The following is a 24,383-nucleotide window of genomic DNA, read 5'->3' on the forward strand; positions in this document are numbered from 1 at the left end:
GTCAAGCGCGATGTACCGTTAGAAGCGTGAGTGTGACCGACCTTACGGACGGCGGAGCCCCGTTGCTCGGCGAGCCGCCCGCGATCGAGCTCGGCAACACCACGTACGCGGTGCGAGGTCGTCTCAAGGACGGCTTGCGGACCGTCGAGCACCTGGCTGCGTGGCTACGCGACATGCGCCATCGCCTGGCGATCCCGCTCACCGACGCTGACATCCTCGGCGTAACGGACCGCGACCTGGAGGTCGCCCGAGAACTCCGGGACGTCATCCGCGCCCTCGTCGCCGCGACGACAGCGGGCCGTACGCCGGATCCGGAGGTGGTCGCGACGCTCAATCAGCATGTGCGCGACACCCCACGGTGGCGCGAACTGTCCATGACGCCCGAGCCGCACGCGTCGATACATTCGTTGGGCCGGCCGGCCGCAGCCGCGCTAGCCGCGGTGGCCGAAGACGCCGTCAGCCTGTTCGCCGGTCCAATACGCCATGAACTGCGCGCCTGCCACGGCCCCGGTTGCGTGCTCTACTTCGTTCGCGACACGCCACGGCGCGAATGGTGCTCGGCCGGCTGCGGCAACCGGGCCCGAGCCGCCCGCCACTACGCCAAAACACGAGACACCACCTGACGGGTCCCCCCGCGCCCCCACGAGGCAGCCCACGGACACCCCACGTGCGATCGTTGGCCGTGATAGACGGGTTTCGCAGCTTGTACGGAATATGGGTACTGAAGTATCAGTTGTGGCGTTGCCGGGCCGGCGGGGGGCGACCGGTACCATCCGATGGACCATAGCCGCGTCGATCCCCAGGGACGGTCCTCTCACGTGTTGCAGCAGCCGGAGTTCGGCCGGCGGCTTCGCCAGCTTCGAATGGAGCGGGGCAAGTCGCAGGCGGAGCTCGTCGGCCTGGGCATGTCGGCGGCCTACCTGTCCCGGCTGGAGTCGGGGTCACGGGAGCCGACGGCGCGGGCCGTGGAGTATCTGGCCGAGGCGCTCGGGGTGGCGGTCGAGGCGTTCGAGGACCTGGCCGGGCCGAACCTCGCCGACGTGCTCGGCATGGTGTTCACGTCCAGCGACGCGACCCGCGCCGCCGAGGCTCGTGACCTGCTCACCGCGGCGCTGGACGGCACGCCCGGCGCGGACGCCACGACGCGATGGCTCGCCCTGTCGGAGCTGGCCCGGCTGTACAGCGTCCTCGGCGAGCACGAGCGGGAGCGCGACATGCTCGTGTAGGCGTGCGCGATCAGCGACGAGCTGAAGCGGCCCGCGCTGCAGGCGCAGGCGCGGCTGCAGCTGGCCCGCTGCTACCGGCACCTCGGCGACGCGGCGGCGACGCGCGACACGGTGCGGGAGGCGCTGCGCCTGGGCGAGCGGCACCAGTTCATGGTGCCGCCGTCGGACCTGACCCGGGCCCGGCTGATGCTGGTATCCGCAGAGGCGGAGCTCGGCGACATCGCCGAGGCGGCGCGCCTCTGTGCGCAGGTGTGCGACGGGCTCACCACTGACCGGGGGGCCCTCGCCGCGGAGGCGTACTGGACAGCGGCGACCGTCGCGACGTGGCAGCGCGACTACCCCCGGGCCGGGGCGCTCATCGACGCGGCGATGGCCGCGATCGACGCCCGCGACGACATGGTGCTGTGGATCCGCATCCGGCTCGCCGCGACCTCGCTGTCGCTGCAGGCGTCACCGCCGCGGGTCGACGAGGCGCAGTCGCTGCTGGACGCGGTCGCGCCGGCGCTGGCGCTGGTGGGCACGGCCCGGCACCAGCAGGAGCACCTGTATCTGCGGGCGCAGCTGGCGTACCACCGCGGCGAGCTGGAGCGGGCGGCGCTGCTGGCGAAGGAGGCCCGCGCGGCGACGAGCCTGATGGCGTTCCGGGACCAGGTGATGCTGGAGGCCCTGGACGGCCGGATCGGGATGCGGCTCGGTGAGCGCGACGCCCTTTCCCGGCTCACGGCGCTGGCTGAGCGGGTGGCGGCGATGAACATGCCGGAGGTCGCCGCTGACATCTGGCGGACGATCGCCATGACCGCCACGGCCGACGACGCCGCGACAGACTGAACGGGCGCGGGGTCAGCGGGCCAGGATGAGCGTGATGCCGGCGAGTACCACGCCGGCGGCGACGGCTCTGGGCGCGCCGAAGCGTTCCCGGAAGCAGAACGTGGCGATAGCCGCGCCGACGAGAATGCTCGACTCGCGCAGCACCGCCACCGGTGCCAGCTGCGCGTGCGCCTGCGCCCACAGGATCAGGCCGTAGGAGAGTACGGACAGGGCGCCGGCGATGAGGCCCTTCGCGACCACCGGTCTGGCCCGGCGGAGGATCGCGGTGCCGTGGCGTACGGTCGCGTAGGTGGGGACGGCGATGCCGTCGCTGATCATCAGCCAGGCGACGTAGCCGGCGGTGGCGACCGCCGCGCGCACGCCGACGCCGTCGACGACGGTGTACGCCGCGATGGTGAGCCCCGTGCCGAGCGCCGCCACGATCCCGGGCCACGATCGCGGGGCGTCGGCGCGGCGGGCGTGGTAGCCCCACAGCGCGAGCCCGACCAGCCCGGCCATGGTGACGGCGATCCCGGCGAGGGTCAGGGGGTGCAGCCGTTCGCCGAGGACGGTCGTCGCCACGAGCGTCACCACGATCGGCGCGGTGCCGCGGGCGATCGGGTACACCTGCCCGAAGTCGCCGAGCGCGAAGGAGCGCACGAGCAGGATCTGGTAGACGACGTGCAGCACCGCCGAGGCGGCCAGCCACGGCCACGAGGCCGGGTCCGGTGCCGGCACGGCGACCGCGAGGGTGAGACCGCACGCCACCCGCCCGGCGCCGACGAGGGTCAGGCCGGCCAGCTCGTCGTCGATCGTGTGGGCGGCAGCGTTCCAGCTGGCGTGCACAACCGCCGCGACCAGCACCGCCAGCAACACCGCCGCCGTCATCCGGCCACCACCGGCGGTACAGGCAGGAAAGCCGTCACGGGTCCGGTGCGGCCAGCTCGGCGAGCACGGCGGCTCGGTGCGTGGCGTCGTGCATGTCGACCGTGGCCCGGTAGCAGCGCGCCGCCGTCACCAGGTGGTGCAGGCGGCGGCGCATGTCGCGCACGATGCCGGCGAAGCGCAGGGCGTCGCCGCCGCCGTAGGCGAGGACGTCGTCCTTGAGCCCGTACATCGTCAGCGCCGAGGCGAACTGTTCGCAGAACGCCTCGGCATCGGCCGGGTCGATCCGGTCGAACGCGAAGGGCGCGCCGGGCCGGTAGTTGGCGATGACGACGTTACGCACGGGGGCCGCTGCGACGGGGTCGCCGCCGAACAGGTCGGCAGGGTCGACGATGTAGTCGCCGGCCTCGATGTGCCGGCGGGCCCGCCCCGACGCGAGCAGGTCCGGTGCGACCTCGCGGACCCGTACCGCCGACGGGACCCCGACCGCCACCCCGGCGCCGGGGCCCGGCCGGACCAGTGTGTGGGTATTGCTCAGGAACCGGGCGCCGGCCCGGCACGCCTGCTCCAGGAACACCGTCTTGCCGCCGGCATTGGCGCCCACGAGCAGCGTCGCCGCCCCGCCGACGGCGAAGCCCGCGGCCTTGAGGTGCAGCCGGCCGTGTTCGATGGCGTGCGCGGTGAGGATGGTCTTCACGAAGTACGGCCACACCGTGCGTTCCAGCCGGCGGCCGAAGACGTACCGCCGCCGGCCCCGGGTCACGAGGTAGGCCGGGGCGCCGAAGACGTGGCTGAGGTAGTAGCCGGTCCGGAGGCGCTTGGCGCGCAGCGTCCGGTCCGTCAGTGCTTCGAGCGCGGTGACGTCGACCGGGTCGCGGTCGAGGTCGACGCAGACGAGCTCGTCGTCGGGCTCGCTGTCGGGGGCCGCCGGCCGGGGGAAGTACGCGTATCCGTCGAACTCCTCGAGGTTGGAGGAGATCCGCAGCGTCAGCACACCCAGATCCACGGTCCTCGACGAGCGCAGCACCGGGTCGAGCACGTCCGCGCCGACCCGCATCAGGCGGCCGCCTCGGCGAACCGGGCGACGATCTGCGCCGGCGTCCACCGCACCCGGGCGCCCGCCGACTTGCCGCGCGGCGCGCACCGGATGTGCACGAGTGTCGGCCCGTCCGCGGGGTCGAGCGCCTCGAGGGCGTCGAGGCTGTCGATGGTGTGCGCGGCGGCGTACCCGGCGGCCAGGGCCAGCCCGGCCGGGTCGCCGATGTGCACGGGCCGCTGGCCGCCGGTGCTCTCGTGCACGCCGTTGTCGAGCACCACGTGCACGAGGTTCGGCCGGTGCTCGGCGATCATCGGCAGCACGGACAGGTTCATGGCGAACGAGCCGTCGCCGTCGAGCACGACGACCTGCCGGCCGGGGGCCGCGAGGGCGATGCCGAGCCCCACCGGCGCGGCCATCCCCATCGAGCCGACGAGGTAGAAGTTCCGCGGCCGGTCCGCGACGTTGTACAGATCCCGGGTGATGAAGCCGCAGGTGGAGACGGTGAGCGCGGCCGGGAACCGGCGGGTCACGGCGAGGATCGCCTCGGTGATGCCTGGCGTCGTCATATGCCCTCCTTGACGATGAGCACCGGGGTGGCCCGCCCGTCGGCGGCGGCCGCCAGGCAGTCCAGCACGCTGTCGTGCGGGCGGGCCGGGTCGAGCACGCTCCAGCGCAGCCCGAAGACGTCGAGCAAGTTGGTGAGCTCACGGCCGATGATGTCGTGCTCGACGGCGTCGTTGCCGTCGTGGCCCCGCCAGCTGACGATGAGCGGGACGTGCACGTCGTAGATGAGGTTGAGCGAGGTCAGCACGTTGAGGCAGTAGCCGAGGCCGGAGTTCTGCATCATGACGACCGGCCGGGCGCCGGCGACGGCGAGGCCGGTGGCGACGCCGACGGCCGCGTCCTCGCGGGGCGCCGGCAGGTAGGACACCTGCCGGGTGAGCTCGGTCGGCGGCCCGTCCAGCAGCTTGAACAGGCCCTTGAGCAGTGAGCACGGCACACCGGTGAAGTGGGTGAAGCCCTGTCCGGTGTAGGCCCTGATCACCTCCTCGGCCGTGCTCAGGGCTGGCGGGGCGGCCGCTTGCAGTGCGTCAGTGGGCACGGGGAACCTTTCGACGAGGGGTCGGTCACGGCCAGGCGTGCAGCAGCGGCGGGGGGCCGGACGGCGACACGACAGGGGCGGCCGCGGCGGGCCGGCCGGAGATCCAGGCGGCGAGCGCGGTCAGCGGCGCGGAGACGGTGACGGCGCCGTCCGGGTTCCAGGTGAGCTCAGCGTCGGGGGCCTCCAGGCGGACGCCGGCGTCTGGGCCGAGGCGCGGCTGGAGGTAGGTGACGACGTGCGCGGCCAGCGGGGCGCTCCACCGCTCGCTGGTGCGGCCGAGGGCGAGGTCGACGCCGTGCAGCTCCGACTCGCGCCACCACGCGTACTGGGTGGCGATGAGCGGCGAGTCGCGGTACGCGCACGGCCGCTGCCAGTCCTGCGGCGAGAGGCCGGACCAGGCGTCCCGCAGGTCCGCGAGGCCGGTGTCGGCGTGCTCGACGAGCCAGGCGGCGTCGCGGGTGTGATTCTCCTCGATCGACTTGTCGCGGGTGGACCGGCCGCCGTCGTACACCTCGATGGTCTCGCCACGCCGGGCGTAGCGCGCCTGGCGGGCGAACGCCCGGGACAGGTCGCCGAGGTGGACCAGCACGTGCGCGCGGGTCCAGCCCGGCAGGCCGCTCGGGGCCCGGACGCCGTCCTCGTCGAGGCCGGCGATCGCCGAACGGATCCAGGCGTGCACGGCGTCGATCTCGGCCAGCCGGCCCGGGATGTCCTGGGTGGGCTGTCGGTCGGTCATGGGGAGACCCTTTCTGGTGTACGGGCTGCCGCGTGCGGCAGGAATACGTTGGTCCAGCTGAGGATGTCGCGGATCACGTGGTGGTCCTTGTTCGGACGCAGGGCACCGATCTGGTGGTACATGACGCCTTCGCTCGGCGGGCCGAGGACGGTGATGCGGCGCTCTACGGTGCCGTCGCCGCGCACCGGGTGGAACTGGGGGGTCAGGTCCAGCCCGCCGGGCGTGAAGTCGGGCTCGTCGATGCCGGGGTTGGTCCACTGGCGAATCAGGCCACGCCGCAGCAGGTTCGGGTAGAGCGCACTGACGTCGCGGGCGGCGTCGAAGCGCTGCACCCGCGCGTCGACGAGCGCGTCGGCGTGGCGGTCCACGCCGGTGACCGGCCCGCTGACGCGGAACTTCCCGGTGCGCTCGTCGCCGGTGACGCGCGCCTGCGGGCCGACGGTGACGTCGACGTAGCCGGCCCGGATGAGCGCGACGACCTTCTCCATCGCCTCGCAGGAGGCGCCCTGGCAGAGCCGGTTGTGGTGGCCGGTGTACACGTCGAGGAAGGTTCGGTGCGACCCGGCGCGCAGCCCGCCGAAGTCCACCGCGTCGATCATGACGCCGCGCAGGTCGCGCCACACGGCGTCGGCGGCGGCCTTGCCCGGGTTGCTGAGGTTGCCCTGCGCCGCCCACCGGATGTCGGCGTCGAGGAAGTCGAGGAACGCGCGGTGGTACTCCTCGGCGGTCGTGTACGCGTGCGGCGGCACCGGTTCAATGGCCTCGGCCCACGAGAAGCGGTGCCGCGCCGCCGAGGCCGGGTGCCGGTGCGGCGACGGGGCGGCGAACACGGCCGCGGCCAGGTCGCCGGGCCGGTCGGCTCGGGTCAGCAGGTCGGCGGCGCGGGCGGGGTCGTGCAGGACGGTGAGGAACGCGGTCACCGCCTCGTGCAGCGCCGGGTCGTCGCCGAGGGGCCGCCGCCCGGTGAGGACCGCGTCGACGTCGGCGGCGACGGCCGCGGCGAGATCCTGCACCGGCGCGGTGAGCTCCGCGCACGCGGCGTGGTGATCGGGATACTCGTCCGCGGTGGCCAGGAACTGCTCGTACGCGGGCCCGGTGGCGTTGATCGCCGCGTCACGGAACCGGGCGCCGTACAGGGTGCTGTAATAGATGAGCGCCATCTCCAGCACGGCGAGCGGAAACACGTGCCGTTCGAAGTCCAGCTGCGGCCGGCTGAGGGCCGGCACGGGGTGCACCAGCCCGAACGCGTCGCGCAGCCGCTGCACGGCGGCGGTAGTGAGGAACACGCCGCGGTACTCGTACTTGGCGATGTCACGTTCCTTCTGGTTGTACGGCCGGGCGAAGGTGAACAGCCCGTTGCGGCTGAACGCGACGATCGAGTCCGGCTCCCGCCCGCACGGCTGGTAGGTGAGCGTGCCGTCGTCGCCGCGGGTGAACCGGCCGCCGCGACCCTCGGTGAGGTACAACAGCACGTCGATGCCAGTGAGGCCCATGCCGAGGCAGGCGACGGTGGAGCCGGGCCCGGTGTGCGGGCCGTGCAGCGTCTCCTCCATCGGGTAGGCCGACGGGATGAGCCGCGTGCCGGTGCGGGCCGCGAACCGGGCCCACTCGGCCTGCATGGGATCGGTCTCGGGGCGGTTGGTGGAGTGGCCGGTGAGCAGCAGCACGTAGTGGGCCTGGAAGGGGGCGTCGCCGTCGGCGGTGACGACGACGAGCCCGTCACCGTTCTCGACGAGGTCGGTGACGTCGGCCTGGCGCAGCTCGACGCTGACACCGGGTGCGGCCCGCAGCATGTCGATGTAGCAGGCGAACTGGTCCTGCAGGGCCAGACCGTGCAGGTACCGCTTCGGCCAGTCCTCGGCGACGAGGTCGTAGGCGGGGTCGCCGGTCGCGGCGTACTTGGCCCGGCACCAGTCCAGCAGCGTCGGCCGGGCGTCGCGGGGTAGCAGCGGGCCGGCGTCGATGACGCTCTCGTCGGCGGCGAAGGCGACCTGTCCGACGATCCGGTTGAGGTAGCTCGTCGTGGTCTGTTTCGGGCTGTGTACGGCGCCGGAGCCGAACTCGCCGGAGTGGTCGTAGATGACCAGGTCGAGGGCGAGCTCGCCGGCGCGGTCCAGGGTGAGCGCGGCGAGGCGCTCCAGGACGTAGGTGCACGTCGGTCCACCGCCGACGATCGCGAGCCCGATGCGGGCCTGGCCGGTGCCGGTCACTGTGCGACCCCCAGGGCGGTGACGGCGGGCCGGGCGGTCACGGCGTCGAAGGCGATGAAGAAGCGGTCGATGTCGGCGGCGGTGAGCTGACCCATGTTGGCCAGCCGGAAGGAGCCCGCGGCGCGGTCCTGGACGGCGTAGATGACGAATCCGTGCTGTCGGAGCCCGTCGTGCAGCTGGTCATAGGTGAGGTCGCCGCCGAGCCATGCGTTGGTGATCGAGGCGGCCCGGTGCTGCGGTGGCAGCAGCAGCCGAACGCCGCGGCCGGTGAGACCGGTCCGGATCTGTTCGGCGCGGGCCCGGTACCGCGCGCCGCGGCTCGCGACCGTTTCGGCCAGGGTGAGCTCGAGTGCGACGTCGAAGGCCCGCAGCACCTGCAGGGCCGGGGTGAACTGGGGTGCGCCGCCGGTGACCTGCGCCCGGTAGCCGGCGTGCAGGTCCAGGTAGAAGGTGCGGGCCGGGATCTCGGCGAGGGCGTCGAAGGCGGCGTGGGTGCCCAGGACGAAGCTGATGCCGGGCAGGCCCTCCAGGCACTTGTTGGCCGTGCCGACGCACCAGTCGACGTGGTCGGCCACGACGTCCAGGTCCTCGGCGCCGATGCTGGAAATGGCGTCGAGGATGAACGAGCGGCCGTGCCGGGCGGCGAGCCGGCCGACGCCGCCGGCCGGGTTGAGCATGCCGGTACTGGTCTCGTGGTGGACCATCGCGACGTGGCTGAGCCACGGCTCGGCGGCCAGGGCCCGGTCGACGGCGTCGAGGTCGACCGGGTTCGCCCAGCCGAACTCGAGTCGCCGAGCCGCAATGCCGTGGACCTCGGCGATGCGGTGCAGCCGCTCGCCGTAGTGGCCGTTGTCGAGCACGAGCAGCCCGCCGGTGGCCGGCACGACAGAGGAGACCGTCGCCTCCAGCGCGGCGGTGCCGGAGCCGGTCAGCAGCACCGCCGTGTGCCCGTCGCCGCCGGCCACGGCGGTGAGCTTGCCGCGGACCCGGGTGAGCAGCTCGCGGGTCTCGGGCTCGCGGTGGCACTCGTCCGGCGAGGCGATGGCCGCTCGGACCCGCTCGTCGACGTTGACGGGTCCCGGATTCATCAGCACGACACGGGTCATCGGTGCGCTCCAACCGCGATCAGGGTGCGAGGGGTGGCCGGCGGCCATTCGGTCATGGGGGCGAACAGGTGCCGCAGCGGCTGGGTCCGTTCGCCGCGGGCGATGACGCACTCGGCGCCGTCGCGGGCCAGCGCGGCGAGGGCCTCGACCTTGCCGTCCATGGCGCCGGTGGCGTCGCCGGGCCTGCTCCACAGCAGGCCGCGGATCTCGTCCAGCCGGTGCGGGTCCACCGCGGTCAGGACCGCGCCGCCGCCGGTGAGGATGCCCGGCACGTCGCTGAGCGCGACGACCCGCAGCGGCCGGAACCGTTCTGCCGTGAACAGCGCCGGGACCTCGTCGCTGCTGAAGATGCGCAGGGTCCCGGCGGCGGTGACGACGAAGTCGCTGGACAGCACCGGCAGGGCGCCGGCGCGCAGCAGCCGTTCGACGGCCTCGGTCTGCACGACGGTGCCGTCCGGGCGTTCGGTGTACATGGCCGACACCTGCAGCGGCACCGCCCGCACGCCGTGCGCCCGCAGCCGGGTCGTCCACGCCCACCGCATCGCGAACGCCGGCTCGGTGAGCGCGACTGCGGCGTACGCGTCGGTCCGGTCGGCCTTGATGCGCAGGCCCACCGGGTGGCACAGCGCTCCGCCGCCGGTGACGAGCACGATCCGCCCGGGCTGCTCGGCGTGCAGGTCGGCGATGCGGGCGGCGAAGTCGTCGATCGCCGCATAGTCGGTCGCGCCGGTGGTGTGCTTGTCCGACAGGACGCTGCCGCCGACCTTCAGCACCAGCAGCCGCGGCCCAGGGGCCGTCCTCATGTGCGGGGCACGTTCGACGCGGCCGCGCCCGTGTGCCGGTGCACGTCGAAGAGGCGGGCGAGGAACGGCTGTCGCCAGGTCGCGGTCTGCCCGTCCATGGCGCCGTAGCTGTCCAGGTAGGACAGGTCGGCCGGGCGCAGCACGTCGAGCACGTCGGCGGGGATCGAGGCCGGGAACAGGATCGCGGTGAAGTGCAGCGCGTAGTACGCGATGGTCTCCGCGCCCAGCTCCTGGACCCGCTTGACGAACTGGGCCCAGTCGTCCGGCCCGCGCCGCGCGGCGACGAGGCTCAGGTCCAGGAACTTGCTCAGCTGCAGGTCCTGGCTGTCCTCGATGAAGTGCAGGCTGGTGGCCTCCTTGTGCAGGTGCGAGCACAGGTCCAGCAGCCGGTCGTCGGGCGCGGGCACGGCGGCCAGGGTGCCGCACAGCACCGCAGGGACGGCCCGGTCCAGCAGATCGGCGGCGGTGGCGGAGATCCCGGAGCGCTGCTGGAAGATGTCGTGACACAGGTCGACGTTGAAGTCGAGCACGTCGGGGCGGCCGGCCGGCTTGCGGTAGGGCAGCTGGTTGCTCAGGTTCACCCGCCAGAAGACCTGCGTCTGGCGGCTGAAGGGCTCGATGCGCTCGCCGTCGTCGGCGACGGTGCCCTGGGCGTACCCGAGCCGCACCAGCACCTCATGGGCGGCGGGGGCGTCGGCACGGTCGATGAGGACGTCGAGGTCGGCGATGCGCCGCAGCGCCGGATCATGGTACTCGGCCTCGCCGAGGGAGAAGCCCTTGCGCACGGCGAAGCGGATGCCCGCGGCGTTGAGCTCGTCGAAGACGCGGCCGAACTCGTCGGCGAGGGCGAGGTTGCGCGTGCGGTTGCCCAGGTACGCGGTGGTGAACACCCACGGGTAGGGGAACGCACCGCCGTCGGGGGTCTTGCGGTCCAGGCGGTGCCGGTCCACGAGCCGCCCGACGAGCGGGAGCATCTTGTGCCGCGCGGACGCCTCGAGGAAGGCGCCCCAGTCGAGGTCTGGGCGGCGGGCCAGGGCGCGCACGGCGGCGACCTCGTCGGTGGACAGCCGCAGCGTGGCGAGGGCGAGCAGGAGCTGCGCGTGGGCCGGCAGACCGGCCACGGTGAGCTCGGCGGTGTCGTCAGCGGTGTGGTCGGGCATGGTCACGGCGCCTCTCGGGTGACGAGCCCGGCCAGGGCCCGGTGGTCGGTCTTGCCGTTGCCGGTGAGCGGCAATGCGTCCAGCACGAGCAGGTGCCGGGGCACCATCGCGTCGGGCAACTCCTCGGCGAGGTACTTGAGTAGGTCGGTGTGGTCGGTGCCCGCGGTGCGCAGCGTGACGAACGCGGCGAGGTCGGGCCGCCCGTCGGTGGTGACGACGGTGACGGCGCACGCGTCGACGGCCGCGTGGCGGCGCAGGACGACCTCGATCTCGTCCAGCTCCATGCGGACGCCGGCGACCTTCACCTGCCGGTCGATGCGCCCGAGGTAGAACACGCGGCCGTCGGCGAGGCGGGCGGCGTCGCCGGTGCGGTACAGCCGGCCGGTCGGCGAGTGCGGGTCGAACGGGTCGGCGAAGAACGCGCCGGCGGTGGTGTCCGGGTCGTTGCGGTAGCCGAGGCCGACGGCGACGCCGCCGACGAACAGCTGCCCGGTCTCGCCGGGTTCGGCGGTGCGCCAGCCGACGCCATCGTCGTCGGTGAGCAGGTACAGCACCGCGTTGGGCACGGCGGCGCCGACCGGCAGACGGGGCAGGTCCAGGTCCGCGGCGCGTACCTCGTGGTGGGTGACGTCGTCGGAGCACTCCGTCGGCCCGTACGCGTTGAGGAGCCGAACGTGCGGTGCGACCGTGAGGACCCGCCGGGCCAGCCCGACGGGCAGCTCCTCGCCGGTGGAGATGAGCCAGCGCAGCCGGGACAGGGAGTCGGCGCCGCGCCGCTCGGCATCGTCGGCGACCCAGCCGACCATCGTCGGCACCAGCTCCACGACGGTCACGGCGGCGCGGTCGAGCAGGCTGGTGAGACGGCGCGGGAACGCCAGGTCGGTATCCCGGGCGACGACGACGGTGGCGCCGGCCGCCAGCGGGGTGAGCATCTGCCAGATCGAAATGTCGAAGACCAGCGGCGCGGTGAACGCGACCCGGTCCGCGGCGGTGAGGCCGAGGTCGTGGACCTTCGCCCACAGATGGTTGGCCATCCCCTGGTGCTCGACGAGGGCGCCCTTCGGCCGTCCGGTGGTGCCGGAGGTGAAGATGCAGTAGCGGGGCTCCCGGCCGTGGTCGCGCTCGGCCGGCCGGTCCGGCTCCTCGCTCGGTGCCCCCTCGCGGTTGAGGTCGCCGAACGCGTGCACGGCCGCGCCGGAGTCGGCGGCGGCGGCCCGGGCCGCGGTGGTGTCGGCGGTGCCGTCGGCGTAGTCGAGCAGGTGCCGGGCGCCGCTGACGGCGAGCACCGTGGCGGTGCGCCGCTGCGGCCACTGCGGGTCCACCGGGAGGTAGACGGCGCCCAGGCGCTCCAGGGCCAGGAACGTCACGACGGTCTCGGCGCTGCGGGGCCCGGCCGCCGCGACGAGGTCACCAGCGCGGACGCCGGCGGCTGCGAGCGCGCCGGCCAGCCCCCGCGCGCGCCCGGCCAGTTCGTCGTAGCCGACCACGCGGTCGCCGTCGGTGACCGCCGGGGCGTCCGGATGGGTCCGGGCGTGGCGGGTGACGTGCTGCAGGACGCCGGTGGCGGTGTCGAAGCGGACCGGGTTGCGCAGTGCCAGCTCGGCGGACCGGGCGGCGGCGCCGGGCCGCAGCGGCAGGACCGCCCACGCGGCGGAGGCGGGCGGCGGCATGGCCGCAGGTGGCGGCAGGCTCATCGGGTCCCTCCGTGCCGGCTCAGCTCGTGGAAGAACCCGTCGACAGTGGTGAGATCGCCGTGCTCGGTGGCGTGGCGGTGCACGGCGGCGCCGACGACCAGGTCGAGCACGCCGAGCCCGAACGGCGAGAAGACCACCGGCCGGTCGACGGGCACCCGGACCGCGCCGGTGAGCACGTCGTACAGGGTGCCGTCGATGAAATCGCGGTGACCGGTGCGCTGCTCGGTGAGGTGCACGGAGGTGCCGGCCTTGAGCACGTGCTCGACGTCGTCGACGATGTTGGCGGCGCCGAGCACGACGTCCTCGCCGAGGTCGCGCAGAGACACGTGCAGCACCAGCGGGTTGTGCGCGAGCAGCGCCGGGTCGTGCAGGTGTGGCGTGGCCGCCGTGGTGGCGAGCACGACGACGTCGCTGTCGCGGATCAGCGCCTCGGCGCTGTCGTGGACGCGCACGTCGGTGCCGTCGGCGCCGAGCACCCGCTCGGCGAACGACGCGGCGTAGCCGGTGTCGAGGTCGTGCACCGCGTACTGCTCGACCTTCCAGTCCAGCTCGGACAGGTAGGCGTGGATGTAGCGGGCGATGAGGCCGGCACCGATGAAGCCGACGCGGCCCGGCGCCTCCCGGCCGGCGACGAGGGCGCGGGCGGCGACCGCGGCGGAGGCGGCGGTACGCACGGCGCTGATGATGGAGCCCTCCAGGCACGCGAACGGCACGCCGGTGCGGGCGTCGTTGAGGATCAGCAGCGCCGAGGCGCGGGGGATGCCCAGCGCCAGGTTCGACGGGAAGCTGGAGATCCACTTGATGCCGTCGACGCCGACGTCACCGCCGACGGACGCGGGCAGCGCGATGATCCGGGCGTCCGGCCGATCCGGGAAGCGCAGAAAGTACGACGGCGGGTTCACCGTGTCGCCCTGCCCGTGCAGCCGGTAGGCGTGCTCGACGAGGTCGATGATCTCGCGGCGGCGACCGTGCAGGGCGCGCTCGACGGCCGCGCCGGACACGACGGAGAAGGCGGGGATGATGTCGTCAGCGGTCACGGTCGTCCTCCAATGCCCCGTACAGTCCGGTGATCCAGGCGTCGTCGTAGATGGTGTCGACGTATCGCTCGCCCATGTCGGCGGAGACGGCGACGGCGGTGAGCCGCTGGGCGGGGTCGTACTCGCGCAGCCACCGCTCGGCGCCGGCGACGACGGTGCCGGTGGAGCCGCCGAAGAGGAACCCACGGCCGGCGAGCCGGCGGCACATGCGCAGCGACGCCGGCTCCTCCACCCGGACCAGGTCGTCGATGAGGTCGGCGGTGACCAGCGGCATCGGCTCGCTGGCGCCGAGGCCAGGGATGTGCCGGGGCGCGGCGGGCCGGCCGAAGTTGATCGACCCGACGCTGTCGACGGCGACGATCCGCACGCCGGAGCGGTTCTCCCGGAAGTAGCGGGAGCAGCCGGCGAGGGTGCCCCCGGTGCCGACGCCGACGAACAGCACGTCGAGGTCGGGGAACTCCTTGGCGATCATCGGGGCGGTGGACTCCTGGTGGGCGATCCAGTTCGCCGGGTTCTCGTACTGGTTGAGCCACGTATACCGGGGGTCGGCGGCGCACAGCTCGCGGATGCGGGCCTTGCGGGCGGTGAGGTAGCTGCCGGTGGCGTCGGGCTCGGCGACCACCTCGACCACGCTGCCGAAGGCTCGCATGAGCTTCAGCGCGGTCGGGTTGCACTTAGGGTCGGTGACGCAGTGGAAGCGCAGCCCGTTGGCCGCCGCGACGAGACCCAGCGCGACGCCGAGGTTGCCCGACGAGGACTCCACGAGCACCGAGTCGCTGGTGATGGCGCCGCTGGCCAGGCCCTGCGCGACCATCGCGACGGCGGGCCGCAGCTTCACCGACCCGGCCAGGTTGAGCCCGTCGCAGCGCAGGCGCAGGTTGAGGCCGAGCTCGGCGCGCAGGTCGACGTACAGGTCGCTGTCATGCAGTTCGTCGGCTCGGGTGATGACCGCCACCGCGTTCAGACCTCGAGCTTCTGCCACTCGGCGAGGCGCTGGAGGTCGAAGATGTCCCGCACCGAGGCGATCGAGCCCTCCACGATCGTCGAGTCGCCGTGGCGCAGGATCGCCGCGTAGGTGTCGCGCAGCGCGGCGACGGTGGCGCGTAGACCCTGGTTGGCGTAAATGACGACGGAGACGCCGGCGGCGCGCATCTCGTCGATCTGCCAGTCGGGGTAGGTGGTCGGCACGACCACGACGGGGACGCGGAAGTCCCAGCCGTCCAGGAACGCCATGATCTGGTCGCGGGTCTTGGCCTTGGAGTGGATGAGGACCGCGTCGGCGCCGCTGTCGGCGTAGGCCCGGCAGCGTTCGAGGGCCTCGGCGACGGGCTGGCCGACGATGAGCGCCTCGGTGCGGGCGATGAAGAACGTCTCCGGTGAGGTCTGCGCCCGCTTGGCGACGCTGATCTTCGTGGTGAACTCGCCGGTGTCCAGCAGGTGCTGGCCGGTACCGACGAAGCTGTTCATCTTCGGGAACCGCTTGTCTTCCAGGCAGACCGCGGTGATACCGGCGGCCTCGTACTCGTGCATCATGTGCGCGACGTTCATCGTGCCGCCGTAGCCGGTGTCGCAGTCGGCGACGACCGGGATCTGCAGCACCTTCTGGATGTTGGCCGCCGCCTCCAGGTACTCCGACATGGTCAGGATGCTGGCGTCGGGCACCCCGCGGCAGGCCGAGACCTCCAGGCTGGAGGACCAGACCGCATCACATCCGGCCTCCTCGGCGAGCAGCCCGCCGAGGGCGTGGTTGACGCCCGCGACGCGAACGAAGGCCCGCTCCTCGAGCACGGTGCGGAAGGACGGGTAGGTCAATCGCTGCATTCGATCCCCCCTGATCGCCGATACGGCTGTGTCGTCGGCCGAAGGTAGTGATATTTGACGATCTCGTCAAGCTTGACAAACCGCTTGTCATCAATTGCCAAGCGCTGTTACGTTCGGCGACGACCACCGGGCAGACCGCAAGCACAGGGGGACGTCACGACCATGACCAGTGCGACCATCGCCAGCCAGCCGCGCACGCTCGCCGCGCCGCCGCAGACCTTCCACACGTTCTCCGCCGCGGCGCAGGACGAGCTGGCGTCCTATGTGGACATCCTCGACCGCGGCCAGCCCGAGGGCCGCGTCGACGACCTGGTGGTCGACCTGGGCGCGGTGCCGGTCTTCACCGCGGAGGTCGAGGCCACCCGCCGGGTGATCGACGCCTCGCCACACTTCGTCGTCTACAACCGGGTGCTGGACGTGGACACCCTGCGCGGCCAGGCGATCTACACCTGGGTGCTCGGCCACGCGCTCGGCACGCCCATGGTCCAGAACACCGACGGCTGGCGGATCATCGAGGTCTACGACCGCGGCACCGGCCGCACGATCGCCGAGGGCGCCCGCTACCACCAGACGCGGCAGGGCTCGTACATGCACAACGACGCCGTCAACGACGTCGACCCGATCGACTATCTGCTGCTGTCCTGCGGCCAGGACGCCCTCGTCGGCGGCGAGAGCATCCTGGTGGACGCCGTGGCCGTGCACGAGGCGCTGCGGGCACACCCCGAGGTGCTGGGCGAGCTGGAGCGGGAGTTCTGGTTCGAGAAGCGCGGCATGGCCCTGGAGCCGGAGTTCTTCCGCTCGCCGATCATCCGGTACTCCCCCGACGGCGCCGCCCTCGTCCGCTACTTCCGCACCTACATCGAGGTGGCCCACGAGAAGCTCGGCGAGCCGCTGAGCGACGACACGACCGCCGCGCTGGACGTCTTCGACGCCGTGATGGACCAGTCCTCGGTGCAGATCCGGGTCCAGCTCGACCGGGGCCAGATCCTCGTCTCCGCCGACGACCGGTTCCTGCACACCCGCACCGCCTTCGCCGACCGCCACCCGCCGCGGCCCATCGACATGCGCACCGACCGGCCACAGGACGTCAACCGCTACATGTTCCGCATGTGGTCGACGAAGCAGCCGGCGAACTAGCCCGATGGAGATCACCTCGGCCGAGGAGCTGCGGGCACTGACGGGCGAGGCGAGCCCCGTCGTGTACCGCAAGGCAACCGCGGTCCTCGGCCCGCTGGAGTGCGAGTGGCTGGCCCACTCCCCGCTGTGCCTGCTGGCCACCTCGGCCGCCGACGGCACCTGCGACGTGTCACCGCGCGGCGACCCGCCCGGCTTCGCCCTCGTGCTGGACGAGCGGACGATCGCCCTGCCCGACCGGCCCGGCAACCGCCGGCTCGACAGCTGGCTCAACGTGCTGAGCAACCCGCACGTCGGGCTGCTGTTCCTGATCCCGGGCCGGGGCGACACGCTGCGCGTCAACGGCCGCGCCGCCCTGGTGCGCGATGAGCCGTGGTTCGAGCGGATGGTCGTGCGGGACCGGCGGCCGCAGCTCGCGCTGCGGGTGCGCGTCGAGGAGGCGTACTTCCACTGCGCGAAGGCGTTCCTGCGCGGCGACGTGTGGCGCCCCGAGACCTGGGCCCCGGATGCGGTCTCCTCGCGGGCCCGCATCGCCAAGGCGACCGAGTGGACGGAGAAGTCAATGGCCGAGCTGGAGGAACGATACGGCCCGCAGTACGAGCAGCGGCTGTACTGACGTGAGCGGTCACGGCCAGTCGATGGATCGCATGCCGGCTCCCTTGCCTGACACCGGACTACCGGTCGGCGGGCAGCAGTGGGTGGACGACGGCCCAAAGCCGGCCGGGCGTCGCGAAGCTCTCCCGGGTCAGCGACTCATCGGGCAGGAACACTCCGTAGGCGTCCTCCAGGTCGGTGGCGAGCTGCACCACGGCGAGGGAGTCGAGGCCGAGCTCGAACAGCCTGTCGTCGGGGCTCAGCGGCGCCGCGCCGGGCGCGAGGTGCACCCGCAACACCCGCTCGAACCGCTCATCCCAGGCATTGCCGGTCGTGCTGTCCAACGGCGTCGTCATCCCGCTGCTCCCAGTCCGTCACGGGGTCCGTCGCGCGCCGATCCCGGCTGTGGCGCACACACGAACCAGATCTCGCCAGGTGACGCCGACGCAGCGTTGAGCCCGGGCCCCGTGGCAGGCGGCCGGCGAACACATCGATGAACTGCGTTGCGGCCTCACGGTGACTGTATGACGACGCGATGTTTACCTGCAAGCATCCGAAATGAGAACGCAAAAAAGCCGACAATGATCATCATCTTCTTGATCAGCATTTCCATCATCTGACACCGTCTCGTGCGAGGTTTCGAGGAGCATTGCCATATGCGGACATTCTCCCCAACCAAGCCACGTCAAGTAACCGTTAGGTGTCAAACCGTTAACGCAAAGGATTGCAAGCCGGTGCCCACAGACATAGCATCTGCCGGTGCCTGATCGGATGCCCGTCCGCTTCGCCGGCAACCACGGCAGCGGACCACTCATGTGGGGACAGATCGCGATCTGGGACGTCTTCGCCTGGCTACCGCCGGACGAGTGGCACACGCTCAACCTGATCCGCCGGATCGAGGTCCCCCCGGGCGTCGGCCTCGACACCGTCCAGGGCGCCCTGCGAACGCTGCTGGAGCGCCACGACGCGCTGCACAGCCGCTGGCACCCGGGCGAGCCGGAGCCGACGCAGACCGTCGAAGCCGAAGGTGAGGTCCTCGTCGAGCTCATCGAGACGACCGACCTCGACCGCGCTGCCGGCCAGACCGCCGGCCGGCTGCTGGCGCCGCCCTTCGATCACGCCGCCGACCAGCCCATCCGCCTCGCCGTGCTCACCAGCGACGGGCAGCCGCGGCTGATCGTCATGGTCGTGTCGCACATGGCTGTGGACGGCTGGAGCATCCAGATCGTCGCCGACGACCTGCGCGAGCTGCTGCGCGACCCGACCGGCAGGACCCTCGAGCCGCCCGCCCAGCAGCCCCTCGCCCGGGCCGCCCACGAACGCGGCGACGTCGCCCAGCAGCGGCAGGAGCGGGCCCTCGCCTTCTGGGCCAGGCACATGACGACGATGCCGGCCGCGCTGCTCACCCCGCCACCGTCCACACCGGACACCCGGCCGGACTGGGCCGAGATCCGGTCCACCGCCCTGGCCCTCGCCGCCCGGGTGCTCGCCCGGCGCAACGGCCTCAGCGACTCACAGGTCGTGCTCGCCGGCGCCGGGCTGCTGCTCGCCCTGCACACCGGCAGCAACGGCGCAGGGCTGCGGGTGCTCGTCGCGACCCGCTTTCAGCCGAACAGCCGCCGCCTCGTCGGCGCCTTCAACCAGAACGCCCTCTTCCGCGTCGACGTACCGGAGGCCGGCACTGCCGACGACTATTTCCGTCACGCCGGCGCGGCCGCCCTGGCGGCCAGCCGTAACAGCGAGTACCACCCGCGGCGCCTGGAGGAGCTCGTCGCCCGGATCGCCGCGCAGCGCGGCATCGAGGTCGGCGGCTACTGCTTCTTCAACGACGTGCGCTACGACGCGGCCCCGGCCCGCGACGACCTGCCCGACGGCGACGAGCTCACCGACCGGCTCGCCAAGGCGCGGACCGCGACCGAGCTCATCGCGCTCGACGACACCCGTACGCAGATGACCAGCAAGTTCTTCCTGTTCCTCAAGGAGCTCGGCGACCAGGCCGTGCTCCAGCTCAGCGCCCACCCGGCGTTCCTCGCCCCTCGCGCGGCCACCGACGCCCTCGGCGACCTCGAACGCATCCTCATCCTGGCCGCCGCGGACACCACTCTCACCATCGCCGCCCTGCGCCGCGAGTTCGGAGCACAGCCATGACAACCGACGAGATCCTGGTCGATGCCCGCGACCTGGTGAAGACGTACGCCAGCGGGCTGCGCGCCGTGGACGGCATCACGTTCCAGGTCCGCCGCGGCGAGGCCTTCGGCGTGCTCGGCGCCAACGGCGCGGGCAAGTCCTCCACCATGCGCATGGTCGCCTGCACCTCCCCCGTGTCCGGCGGCACGCTGCGGGTCCTCGGCGGCGATCCCGACCGCGACGGCGCCGCGGTCCGCGCCCGCCTCGGCGTCGTGCCTCAGGAGGACAGCGTCGACACCGACCTCACCGTCCGGGAGAACCTGCTGGTCTACGGCCGGTACTTCGGCATGCGCTGGGCCGACATCAAGCGGCGCACCACCGAGCTGCTGGAGTTCGCCCGCCTCACCGAACGCGCCGACGAACAGGTCGGCAACCTCTCCGGCGGGATGCGCCGCCGGCTCACCATCGCCCGGGCCCTCATCAACGACCCCGCGATCGTGCTGCTCGACGAGCCCACCACCGGCCTGGACCCGCAGGCCCGGCACCTGCTGTGGGAGCGGCTCTTCCAGCTCAAGCAGGACGGCGTGACGCTGCTGCTCACCACGCACTACATGGACGAGGCCGAGCAGCTGTGCGACCGGCTCATCATCATGGACGGGGGGAAGATCCTCGTCGAGGGCACCCCGGCCGACCTCATCGCCCGGCACAGCACCCGCGAGGTCCTCGAACTGCGCTTCCCCGCCGCCGAGCGCGAGGTCGCCGCAGAGAAGCTCCAGGGGCTGACCGACCGCGTCGACGTGTTCGCCGACCGGGTACTGCTGTACACGGAGAACGGCGAGGAGACGCTCGCCGCCGTCCACACGCGCAAGGTGACGCCGCTGACCGCGCTCGTGCGCCGCTCCACCCTCGAGGACGTCTTCCTCACCCTGACCGGCCGGACCTTGGTGGACTGATGAGCACCGTCGCCCTCACCAGCCAGACGTTGCGGGAGACCCGGTACTGGTTGCTGCGCTACCGCCGCACCTGGCGCGGCAGCATCGTCATCAGCGTCGTCAACCCGCTGCTGTTCCTGATCGCCATCGGCGTCGGCCTCGGCCAGCTCGTCGCCGACCCGCAGGCCCTGCCCGGCGGCACCTACCTGCGCTTCGTCGTGCCCGGGCTGCTCATCGCGGCCGCCATGCAGACCACCTATGTCGAGTCCGCCGGGCCGGTCTTCCAGTCCATCCGAGGGCGGCACAACTACCAGGCCGCCGCCGCCACCCCGATGTGGCCGGAGACCATCTTCTACGGCCACCTGGTGTTCATCATCCTGCGGGTGACGGTGACCTCGCTGCTGTTCGCCGCCGTCGCGGCCGCGATGGGCGCGCTGGATCCGCTGCGCGGGCTGCTGGTCGTCGGCTGCGCGGTGCTCGTCGGCTGTGCGTTCGCCCCGTGCGTGGCCGCGATGGCGGTCCGGGTGCACCGGCTGTCCACGATGGTGGCGATCCTGCGGTTCATCGTCATGCCCATGTACATGCTGTCGGGCACGTTCTTCCCCCTCGACACGGTGACCCCGGCGCTGCGGTGGGTAGCGCAGGCCACCCCGTTGTGGCACGGCGTCGAACTGGCCCGCGACACCGCCGTCGGCACCGCCACCCCGGCCGGCGTCGCCGTCCATGCCGGCTACCTGGGCGCCATGACCGTCGTCGGGCTGTACTTCGCCCGCCGCAACTTCCGCCGAAACCTCTACATCTGACGGGGCCCGCATGCCGACGACTGCCAGCACCCTGCTCAACCCGCTCAGCGGGCCGCTGCGCCGTGGACGCGCCGCGGCCATGGTCGAACGCAACCTGTTCATCTATCGGCACACCTGGTTCGTCCTGGCCGCCGAGGTCTTCGAGCCGCTGCTGTACCTGCTCGCCTTCGGCGTCGGCATGGGGCTGCTCATCAACGGCGTCCCCGGCCTGCACGACACCGCGGTCACCTACCCGCAGTTCGTCGCGCCCGCGCTGCTGGCCACCGCCGCCATGAATGGGGCGATGAACGAGACCACCTTCAACATGTTCGGCAAGCTCAAGACCGACCACACCTACGAGTCGATCCTCACCACCCCGATGACCGTGCGACTCGTCGCGTTCGGCGAGGTGTGGTGGGCGCTGCTGCGCGGGTTCATCGTCGCCACCGGCTTCCTCGCCGTCGTGTCCGCGTTCGGCCTCGCCCACTCCGCATGGATCCTGCTCGCCCTGCCCGGCGCCCTGCTCACGGGCTACGCCTTCGCGTCGATCGGCCTGCTCGTCGTCACCTACCTGCGCACGTTCCAGGACTTCCAGCTCATCCAGCTCGTCATGCTGCCAATGTTTCTGTTCGCCACCACCTTCTACCCGCTGACGGTGTATCCGCGCCCGATCCAGCTGCTGGTGCAGGTGCTGCCGCTGTACCACAGCATCGAACTGATCCGGCAACCGTTCCTCGGCACGCCCGGCCCGCAGCTGCTGATCTCCGCCGTCTACCTCGCCGCGCTGGGCACCGCGGCCCTCGCCCTCGCCGTGCGCCGCCTCGGGGCCACCCTGCGCCGGTGATCCGCCAGGCCGCGCACGACCCGGCAAGTTGTCGGCCCTCGCAGCGAACGACATCATCTGGCAGGACCAGCGACAGGACCGAGACGAACTCCTACACCGACTCGGCCTGCCACTCGACCGGGACGGAGTCCGATCACTCGCAGCGGCCCACTGAAGTATGTGCATCTGCCGCCGTCCGGACGCGGGTGGCTAGCATCTTTGATCGTGGCGGCGAACGTCCTCCCGAGCGCTCCTGATTTGCGTCGTTGTCGGCGTGGGCTGGAGCTGAACGAGTGATCCGGACCGAGGCGTCGCAGGTGGCGGCCTGGCGCCTCCCAGGAGCGCAGAAGACGGCGTTGACATCGTGCGGCGTGCCGCTGCTGGACGAAATCGTCGACATGACCCTGTTCGCGGCGCAGCCGCAACGGCACGGCCGCCCAGCAGTGGACGTTCGCCTCGGACGGCACCGTCCGCTCCCTCGGCAAGTGCATGGACGCCGCCGCGGCGGGCACCGCGAACGGCACCGCGGTACAGCTCTACACCTGCAACGGCACCAACGCCCAGAAGTTCACCCTGTCCCCCACCGGCGACCTCGTGAACGCCGGCGCCAACAAGTGCGTCGACGTGGCCGGCCACGGCACCGCCAACGGGTCACAGTTGCAGCTGTGGACCTGCGGCGGTGGCAGCAACCAGAAATGGACCAAAGCCTGACGTAGGACTGGCCGGCCCCCGTCGACGGGGGCCGGCCAGTGTGCGGGTTACCTCGGTGGGGCGAACGCCGAGATGCCGTTGGGCGTGCCCAGGCCGGTCGGCGCGTCCCAGCCCGGCGAACCGGTGCACAGCACGCTCGGCGTGCAGGTACCGGTCGAGCCGCTGGTGATGTCGAACAGGCCGTGACGAGCCGCGTAGGGGTACCCCGCCGGGGCACCCGGTCCACCGGCCGCGCCGGCCAGCGCGTACACCGCCGCGATGATCGGGGCCGAGGCGCTCGTGCCGCCGTCGATCCCCCAGCCCGAGTCGCCGTACGTCTGGTACACCGCGACGCCCGTGCTGGGGTCGCCGACCGCGGCGACGTCGGCCGTGGCCCGCGTCGTGCAGGCGGTCACCCGCCGCTGGAACGCCGGCTTCGCGATGTAGGCCGAGCAGCCGCCGCCCGAGCCGGACCACGCCGACTCGCTCCAGCCCCGCCAGTTCCACGCGCGGCGCAGTGAGGTGCCGCCCACCGCGACGACGTTGGCCGAGGACGCCGGGTACACCGGGCCGCCGGCCGCACCGCTGTCGCCGCTGGCCGCCGTGAAGACCACGTTCGACTCCTGGAAGAACAGCGGGTCGAGCGCGAGCTCCAGCTCCTGCTCCGGCAGGCCCCAGCTCATCGACACGTACCGCGCGCCGAGTGCGACGGCCGTGGCCACCCCGGCGAGGAGGTTCGGCGAGGCGTCATCGGCCTCGACCAGCAGGATGCGGCACGACGGGCACACCGCCGACACCATGTCCAGGTCGAGGCTGCTCTCCCCCGCCCAGGCCGGGTCCGGCGGCGGCAACGGCGCGGCCTCGCCCCGCTGGTTCACCTTCCGGAAGCAGCCGTTCGCGGTGGTGCACGGCGGCAGGCCGTACGTCGAGCGGTACACCTGCAGGTCGGCCTCCGCGGCCGGGTTGTCATACGCGACCACGACCGCGACCGTGGCGTTGGTCCGGCTGAACGGCAGGCGGTAGGCGGAGCGAAGGTCGGCCGGGCCGAGCCCGTCGGGCCGCGCCGGCCTGCCGGACGGCTTCCAGTGTCGCACCCCGGTGCGCTTGAGCGCGAAGCACCGGAACTGCCCGGGCGCGGCCGGTTCGGCGCAGCTCGGCACCGCGTCCGCGCCGGACGGCGACGCCGGTCCGGCCCACGACGGGACCGCGACCGCCGCCGCGGCGACCACTGTGGACAGTACGACACCGGTCCACGTCAAGGTTCGCACGATGTTGACCACACTGCTGCTCCTTCTGTCGGTCGAGCGGTTCGGCGGACGTACGCCCGCCGAGTCTGGCGGCCCCGGGATCGGGCGGGCAAGACGGGACCGGGGCACGCAAACGGTTGTCCCGCCGGCGGGACAGCCCGGCCGGCGGGTGCTTGTCCGCGCCGAAACGGCCACGGTAGACAGAAGGGCAGATCCCGTCCGGCGCGTGCGAGGAGATTCGAGTGTCCACTGTGGCCTGTCCCGAGTGCGAATCCGGCGTGTCGCTCGACACGCCCGTGCTCAACGAGATCGTCGAGTGCGTCGACTGCCGCAGCGAGCTCGAGGTGCTGTCCACCGACCCGGTGCTGCTCGGCAGAGCACCGGAGGTCGAGGAGGACTGGGGCGAGTAGGCGTACGGGAAGCGGGGA

The 24,383-nt window shown here is 72.3% G+C and carries 25 protein-coding genes and 2 pseudogenes; 12 read left to right on the plus strand and 15 right to left on the minus strand.

Annotation, left to right across the window (positions count from 1 at the left end):
- Positions 1–62 precede the first annotated feature (62 nt).
- The 3 genes from ABT297_RS14000 (at position 63) to ABT297_RS14010 (ending at position 2,054) form a co-directional block, all read left to right on the plus strand.
- Positions 63–623 carry a CGNR zinc finger domain-containing protein gene (locus tag ABT297_RS14000; protein ID WP_350548663.1) on the plus strand — a complete coding sequence of 187 codons (561 nt, stop codon included), beginning with the start codon at positions 63–65 and terminating at the stop codon, positions 621–623.
- 195 nt (positions 624–818) lie between these two features.
- Positions 819–1,226, plus strand: a complete 408-nt coding sequence (locus ABT297_RS14005) for a helix-turn-helix domain-containing protein (protein ID WP_350548665.1) — start codon at positions 819–821, stop codon at positions 1,224–1,226.
- A gap of 111 nt (positions 1,227–1,337) precedes the next feature.
- Positions 1,338–2,054: a hypothetical protein gene (locus ABT297_RS14010; RefSeq protein WP_350548667.1), complete on the plus strand. Its 717-nt coding sequence runs from the start codon at positions 1,338–1,340 to the stop codon at positions 2,052–2,054.
- A 12-nt stretch (positions 2,055–2,066) separates the two neighbouring features.
- On the opposite strand, the gene ABT297_RS14015 is transcribed toward ABT297_RS14010, so the two are convergent.
- Genes ABT297_RS14015 through ABT297_RS14075 form a run of 13 tightly spaced genes read right to left on the minus strand, consistent with a single transcriptional unit; the run spans position 2,067 to position 15,626 of the window.
- Entirely contained in the window at positions 2,067–2,921 is an 855-nt protein-coding gene (locus ABT297_RS14015; protein ID WP_350548669.1) for an EamA family transporter, read from the minus strand.
- A 34-nt stretch (positions 2,922–2,955) separates the two neighbouring features.
- On the minus strand, positions 2,956–3,975 hold the full coding sequence (locus ABT297_RS14020) for a FomB family phosphonate monophosphate kinase (protein WP_350548671.1): 1,020 nt from the start codon (positions 3,973–3,975) through the stop codon (positions 2,956–2,958).
- A complete protein-coding gene (locus ABT297_RS14025) occupies positions 3,975–4,523 on the minus strand; it encodes a thiamine pyrophosphate-dependent enzyme (protein WP_350548673.1) in 549 nt (182 codons plus the stop codon). The genes ABT297_RS14020 and ABT297_RS14025 overlap by 1 nt, the downstream gene beginning before the upstream one ends.
- Positions 4,520–5,059, minus strand: a complete 540-nt coding sequence (locus ABT297_RS14030; protein WP_350548675.1) for a thiamine pyrophosphate-binding protein — start codon at positions 5,057–5,059, stop codon at positions 4,520–4,522. The genes ABT297_RS14025 and ABT297_RS14030 overlap by 4 nt, the downstream gene beginning before the upstream one ends.
- Before the next feature lie 25 nt (positions 5,060–5,084).
- On the minus strand, positions 5,085–5,795 hold the full coding sequence (locus ABT297_RS14035) for a maleylpyruvate isomerase family mycothiol-dependent enzyme (RefSeq protein ID WP_350548677.1): 711 nt from the start codon (positions 5,793–5,795) through the stop codon (positions 5,085–5,087).
- A complete protein-coding gene (locus ABT297_RS14040; RefSeq protein ID WP_350548679.1) occupies positions 5,792–8,005 on the minus strand; it encodes an FAD/NAD(P)-binding protein in 2,214 nt (737 codons plus the stop codon). The genes ABT297_RS14035 and ABT297_RS14040 overlap by 4 nt, the downstream gene beginning before the upstream one ends.
- Positions 8,002–9,111 (minus strand): pyridoxal-phosphate-dependent aminotransferase family protein, encoded by a 1,110-nt coding sequence (locus ABT297_RS14045; protein WP_350548681.1) that lies wholly within the window; start codon positions 9,109–9,111, stop codon positions 8,002–8,004. Before ABT297_RS14045 ends, ABT297_RS14040 begins: the two co-directional genes overlap by 4 nt.
- Complete coding sequence (locus ABT297_RS14050; RefSeq protein ID WP_350548683.1) at positions 9,108–9,914, minus strand: amino acid kinase family protein; 807 nt, start codon at positions 9,912–9,914, stop codon at positions 9,108–9,110. Before ABT297_RS14050 ends, ABT297_RS14045 begins: the two co-directional genes overlap by 4 nt.
- Positions 9,911–11,074 carry a nucleotidyltransferase domain-containing protein gene (locus ABT297_RS14055; RefSeq protein WP_350548685.1) on the minus strand — a complete coding sequence of 388 codons (1,164 nt, stop codon included), beginning with the start codon at positions 11,072–11,074 and terminating at the stop codon, positions 9,911–9,913. Before ABT297_RS14055 ends, ABT297_RS14050 begins: the two co-directional genes overlap by 4 nt.
- Positions 11,075–11,076: 2 nt before the next feature.
- Positions 11,077–12,768: an amino acid adenylation domain-containing protein gene (locus ABT297_RS14060; RefSeq protein ID WP_350548687.1), complete on the minus strand. Its 1,692-nt coding sequence runs from the start codon at positions 12,766–12,768 to the stop codon at positions 11,077–11,079.
- Positions 12,765–13,805 (minus strand): 2,3-diaminopropionate biosynthesis protein SbnB, encoded by a 1,041-nt coding sequence (sbnB, locus tag ABT297_RS14065; protein ID WP_350548689.1) that lies wholly within the window; start codon positions 13,803–13,805, stop codon positions 12,765–12,767. Before sbnB ends, ABT297_RS14060 begins: the two co-directional genes overlap by 4 nt.
- Complete coding sequence (gene sbnA / locus ABT297_RS14070) at positions 13,795–14,760, minus strand: 2,3-diaminopropionate biosynthesis protein SbnA (RefSeq protein ID WP_350548691.1); 966 nt, start codon at positions 14,758–14,760, stop codon at positions 13,795–13,797. Before sbnA ends, sbnB begins: the two co-directional genes overlap by 11 nt.
- Positions 14,761–14,765: 5 nt before the next feature.
- Entirely contained in the window at positions 14,766–15,626 is an 861-nt protein-coding gene (locus tag ABT297_RS14075) for an isocitrate lyase/phosphoenolpyruvate mutase family protein (protein WP_350548693.1), read from the minus strand.
- A 162-nt stretch (positions 15,627–15,788) separates the two neighbouring features.
- Between ABT297_RS14075 and ABT297_RS14080 the strand changes: the two genes are divergently transcribed.
- Together ABT297_RS14080 and ABT297_RS14085 are read left to right on the plus strand one after the other, a co-directional pair.
- Positions 15,789–16,763 (plus strand): TauD/TfdA family dioxygenase, encoded by a 975-nt coding sequence (locus ABT297_RS14080; protein ID WP_350548695.1) that lies wholly within the window; start codon positions 15,789–15,791, stop codon positions 16,761–16,763.
- A 4-nt stretch (positions 16,764–16,767) separates the two neighbouring features.
- Complete coding sequence (locus ABT297_RS14085) at positions 16,768–17,376, plus strand: pyridoxamine 5'-phosphate oxidase family protein (RefSeq protein WP_350548697.1); 609 nt, start codon at positions 16,768–16,770, stop codon at positions 17,374–17,376.
- Between the two features lie 58 nt (positions 17,377–17,434).
- On the opposite strand, the gene ABT297_RS14090 is transcribed toward ABT297_RS14085, so the two are convergent.
- On the minus strand, positions 17,435–17,710 hold the full coding sequence (locus ABT297_RS14090) for a phosphopantetheine-binding protein (protein WP_350548699.1): 276 nt from the start codon (positions 17,708–17,710) through the stop codon (positions 17,435–17,437).
- A gap of 403 nt (positions 17,711–18,113) precedes the next feature.
- On the opposite strand from ABT297_RS14090, the gene ABT297_RS14095 reads away from it, so the two are divergent.
- From ABT297_RS14095 to ABT297_RS14120, 6 genes and pseudogenes are all read left to right on the plus strand, one after another.
- Positions 18,114–19,502 carry a condensation domain-containing protein gene (locus tag ABT297_RS14095; RefSeq protein WP_350548701.1) on the plus strand — a complete coding sequence of 463 codons (1,389 nt, stop codon included), beginning with the start codon at positions 18,114–18,116 and terminating at the stop codon, positions 19,500–19,502.
- Positions 19,499–20,434, plus strand: coding sequence for an ABC transporter ATP-binding protein (locus tag ABT297_RS14100; protein WP_350548703.1), 936 nt, complete (start codon positions 19,499–19,501; stop codon positions 20,432–20,434). Before ABT297_RS14095 ends, ABT297_RS14100 begins: the two co-directional genes overlap by 4 nt.
- The gene (locus tag ABT297_RS14105; protein ID WP_350548705.1) at positions 20,434–21,216 is read left to right on the plus strand and encodes an ABC transporter permease; all 783 of its coding nucleotides are present in this window, start codon (positions 20,434–20,436) and stop codon (positions 21,214–21,216) included. Before ABT297_RS14100 ends, ABT297_RS14105 begins: the two co-directional genes overlap by 1 nt.
- A gap of 10 nt (positions 21,217–21,226) precedes the next feature.
- Positions 21,227–22,039, plus strand: a complete 813-nt coding sequence (locus ABT297_RS14110) for an ABC transporter permease (protein ID WP_350548707.1) — start codon at positions 21,227–21,229, stop codon at positions 22,037–22,039.
- Positions 22,040–22,335: 296 nt separating this feature from the next.
- Positions 22,336–22,446: pseudogene (locus ABT297_RS14115) on the plus strand (hypothetical protein); the annotation flags it as partial.
- Between the two features lie 4 nt (positions 22,447–22,450).
- Positions 22,451–22,729, plus strand: a pseudogene (locus tag ABT297_RS14120) (ricin-type beta-trefoil lectin domain protein); the annotation flags it as partial.
- A 47-nt stretch (positions 22,730–22,776) separates the two neighbouring features.
- Here the strand turns inward: ABT297_RS14120 and ABT297_RS14125 are convergent.
- Positions 22,777–23,988 carry a S53 family peptidase gene (locus ABT297_RS14125; RefSeq protein ID WP_350548709.1) on the minus strand — a complete coding sequence of 404 codons (1,212 nt, stop codon included), beginning with the start codon at positions 23,986–23,988 and terminating at the stop codon, positions 22,777–22,779.
- Between the two features lie 209 nt (positions 23,989–24,197).
- Here ABT297_RS14125 and lysW point away from each other — a divergent pair, with 209 nt between their 5' ends.
- Complete coding sequence (gene lysW, locus ABT297_RS14130; protein WP_350548711.1) at positions 24,198–24,365, plus strand: lysine biosynthesis protein LysW; 168 nt, start codon at positions 24,198–24,200, stop codon at positions 24,363–24,365.
- Positions 24,366–24,383: the final 18 nt, after the last annotated feature.

The organism is Dactylosporangium sp. NPDC000555 (assembly GCF_040300025.1).
Classification (GTDB): Bacteria; Actinomycetota; Actinomycetes; order Mycobacteriales; family Micromonosporaceae; genus Dactylosporangium.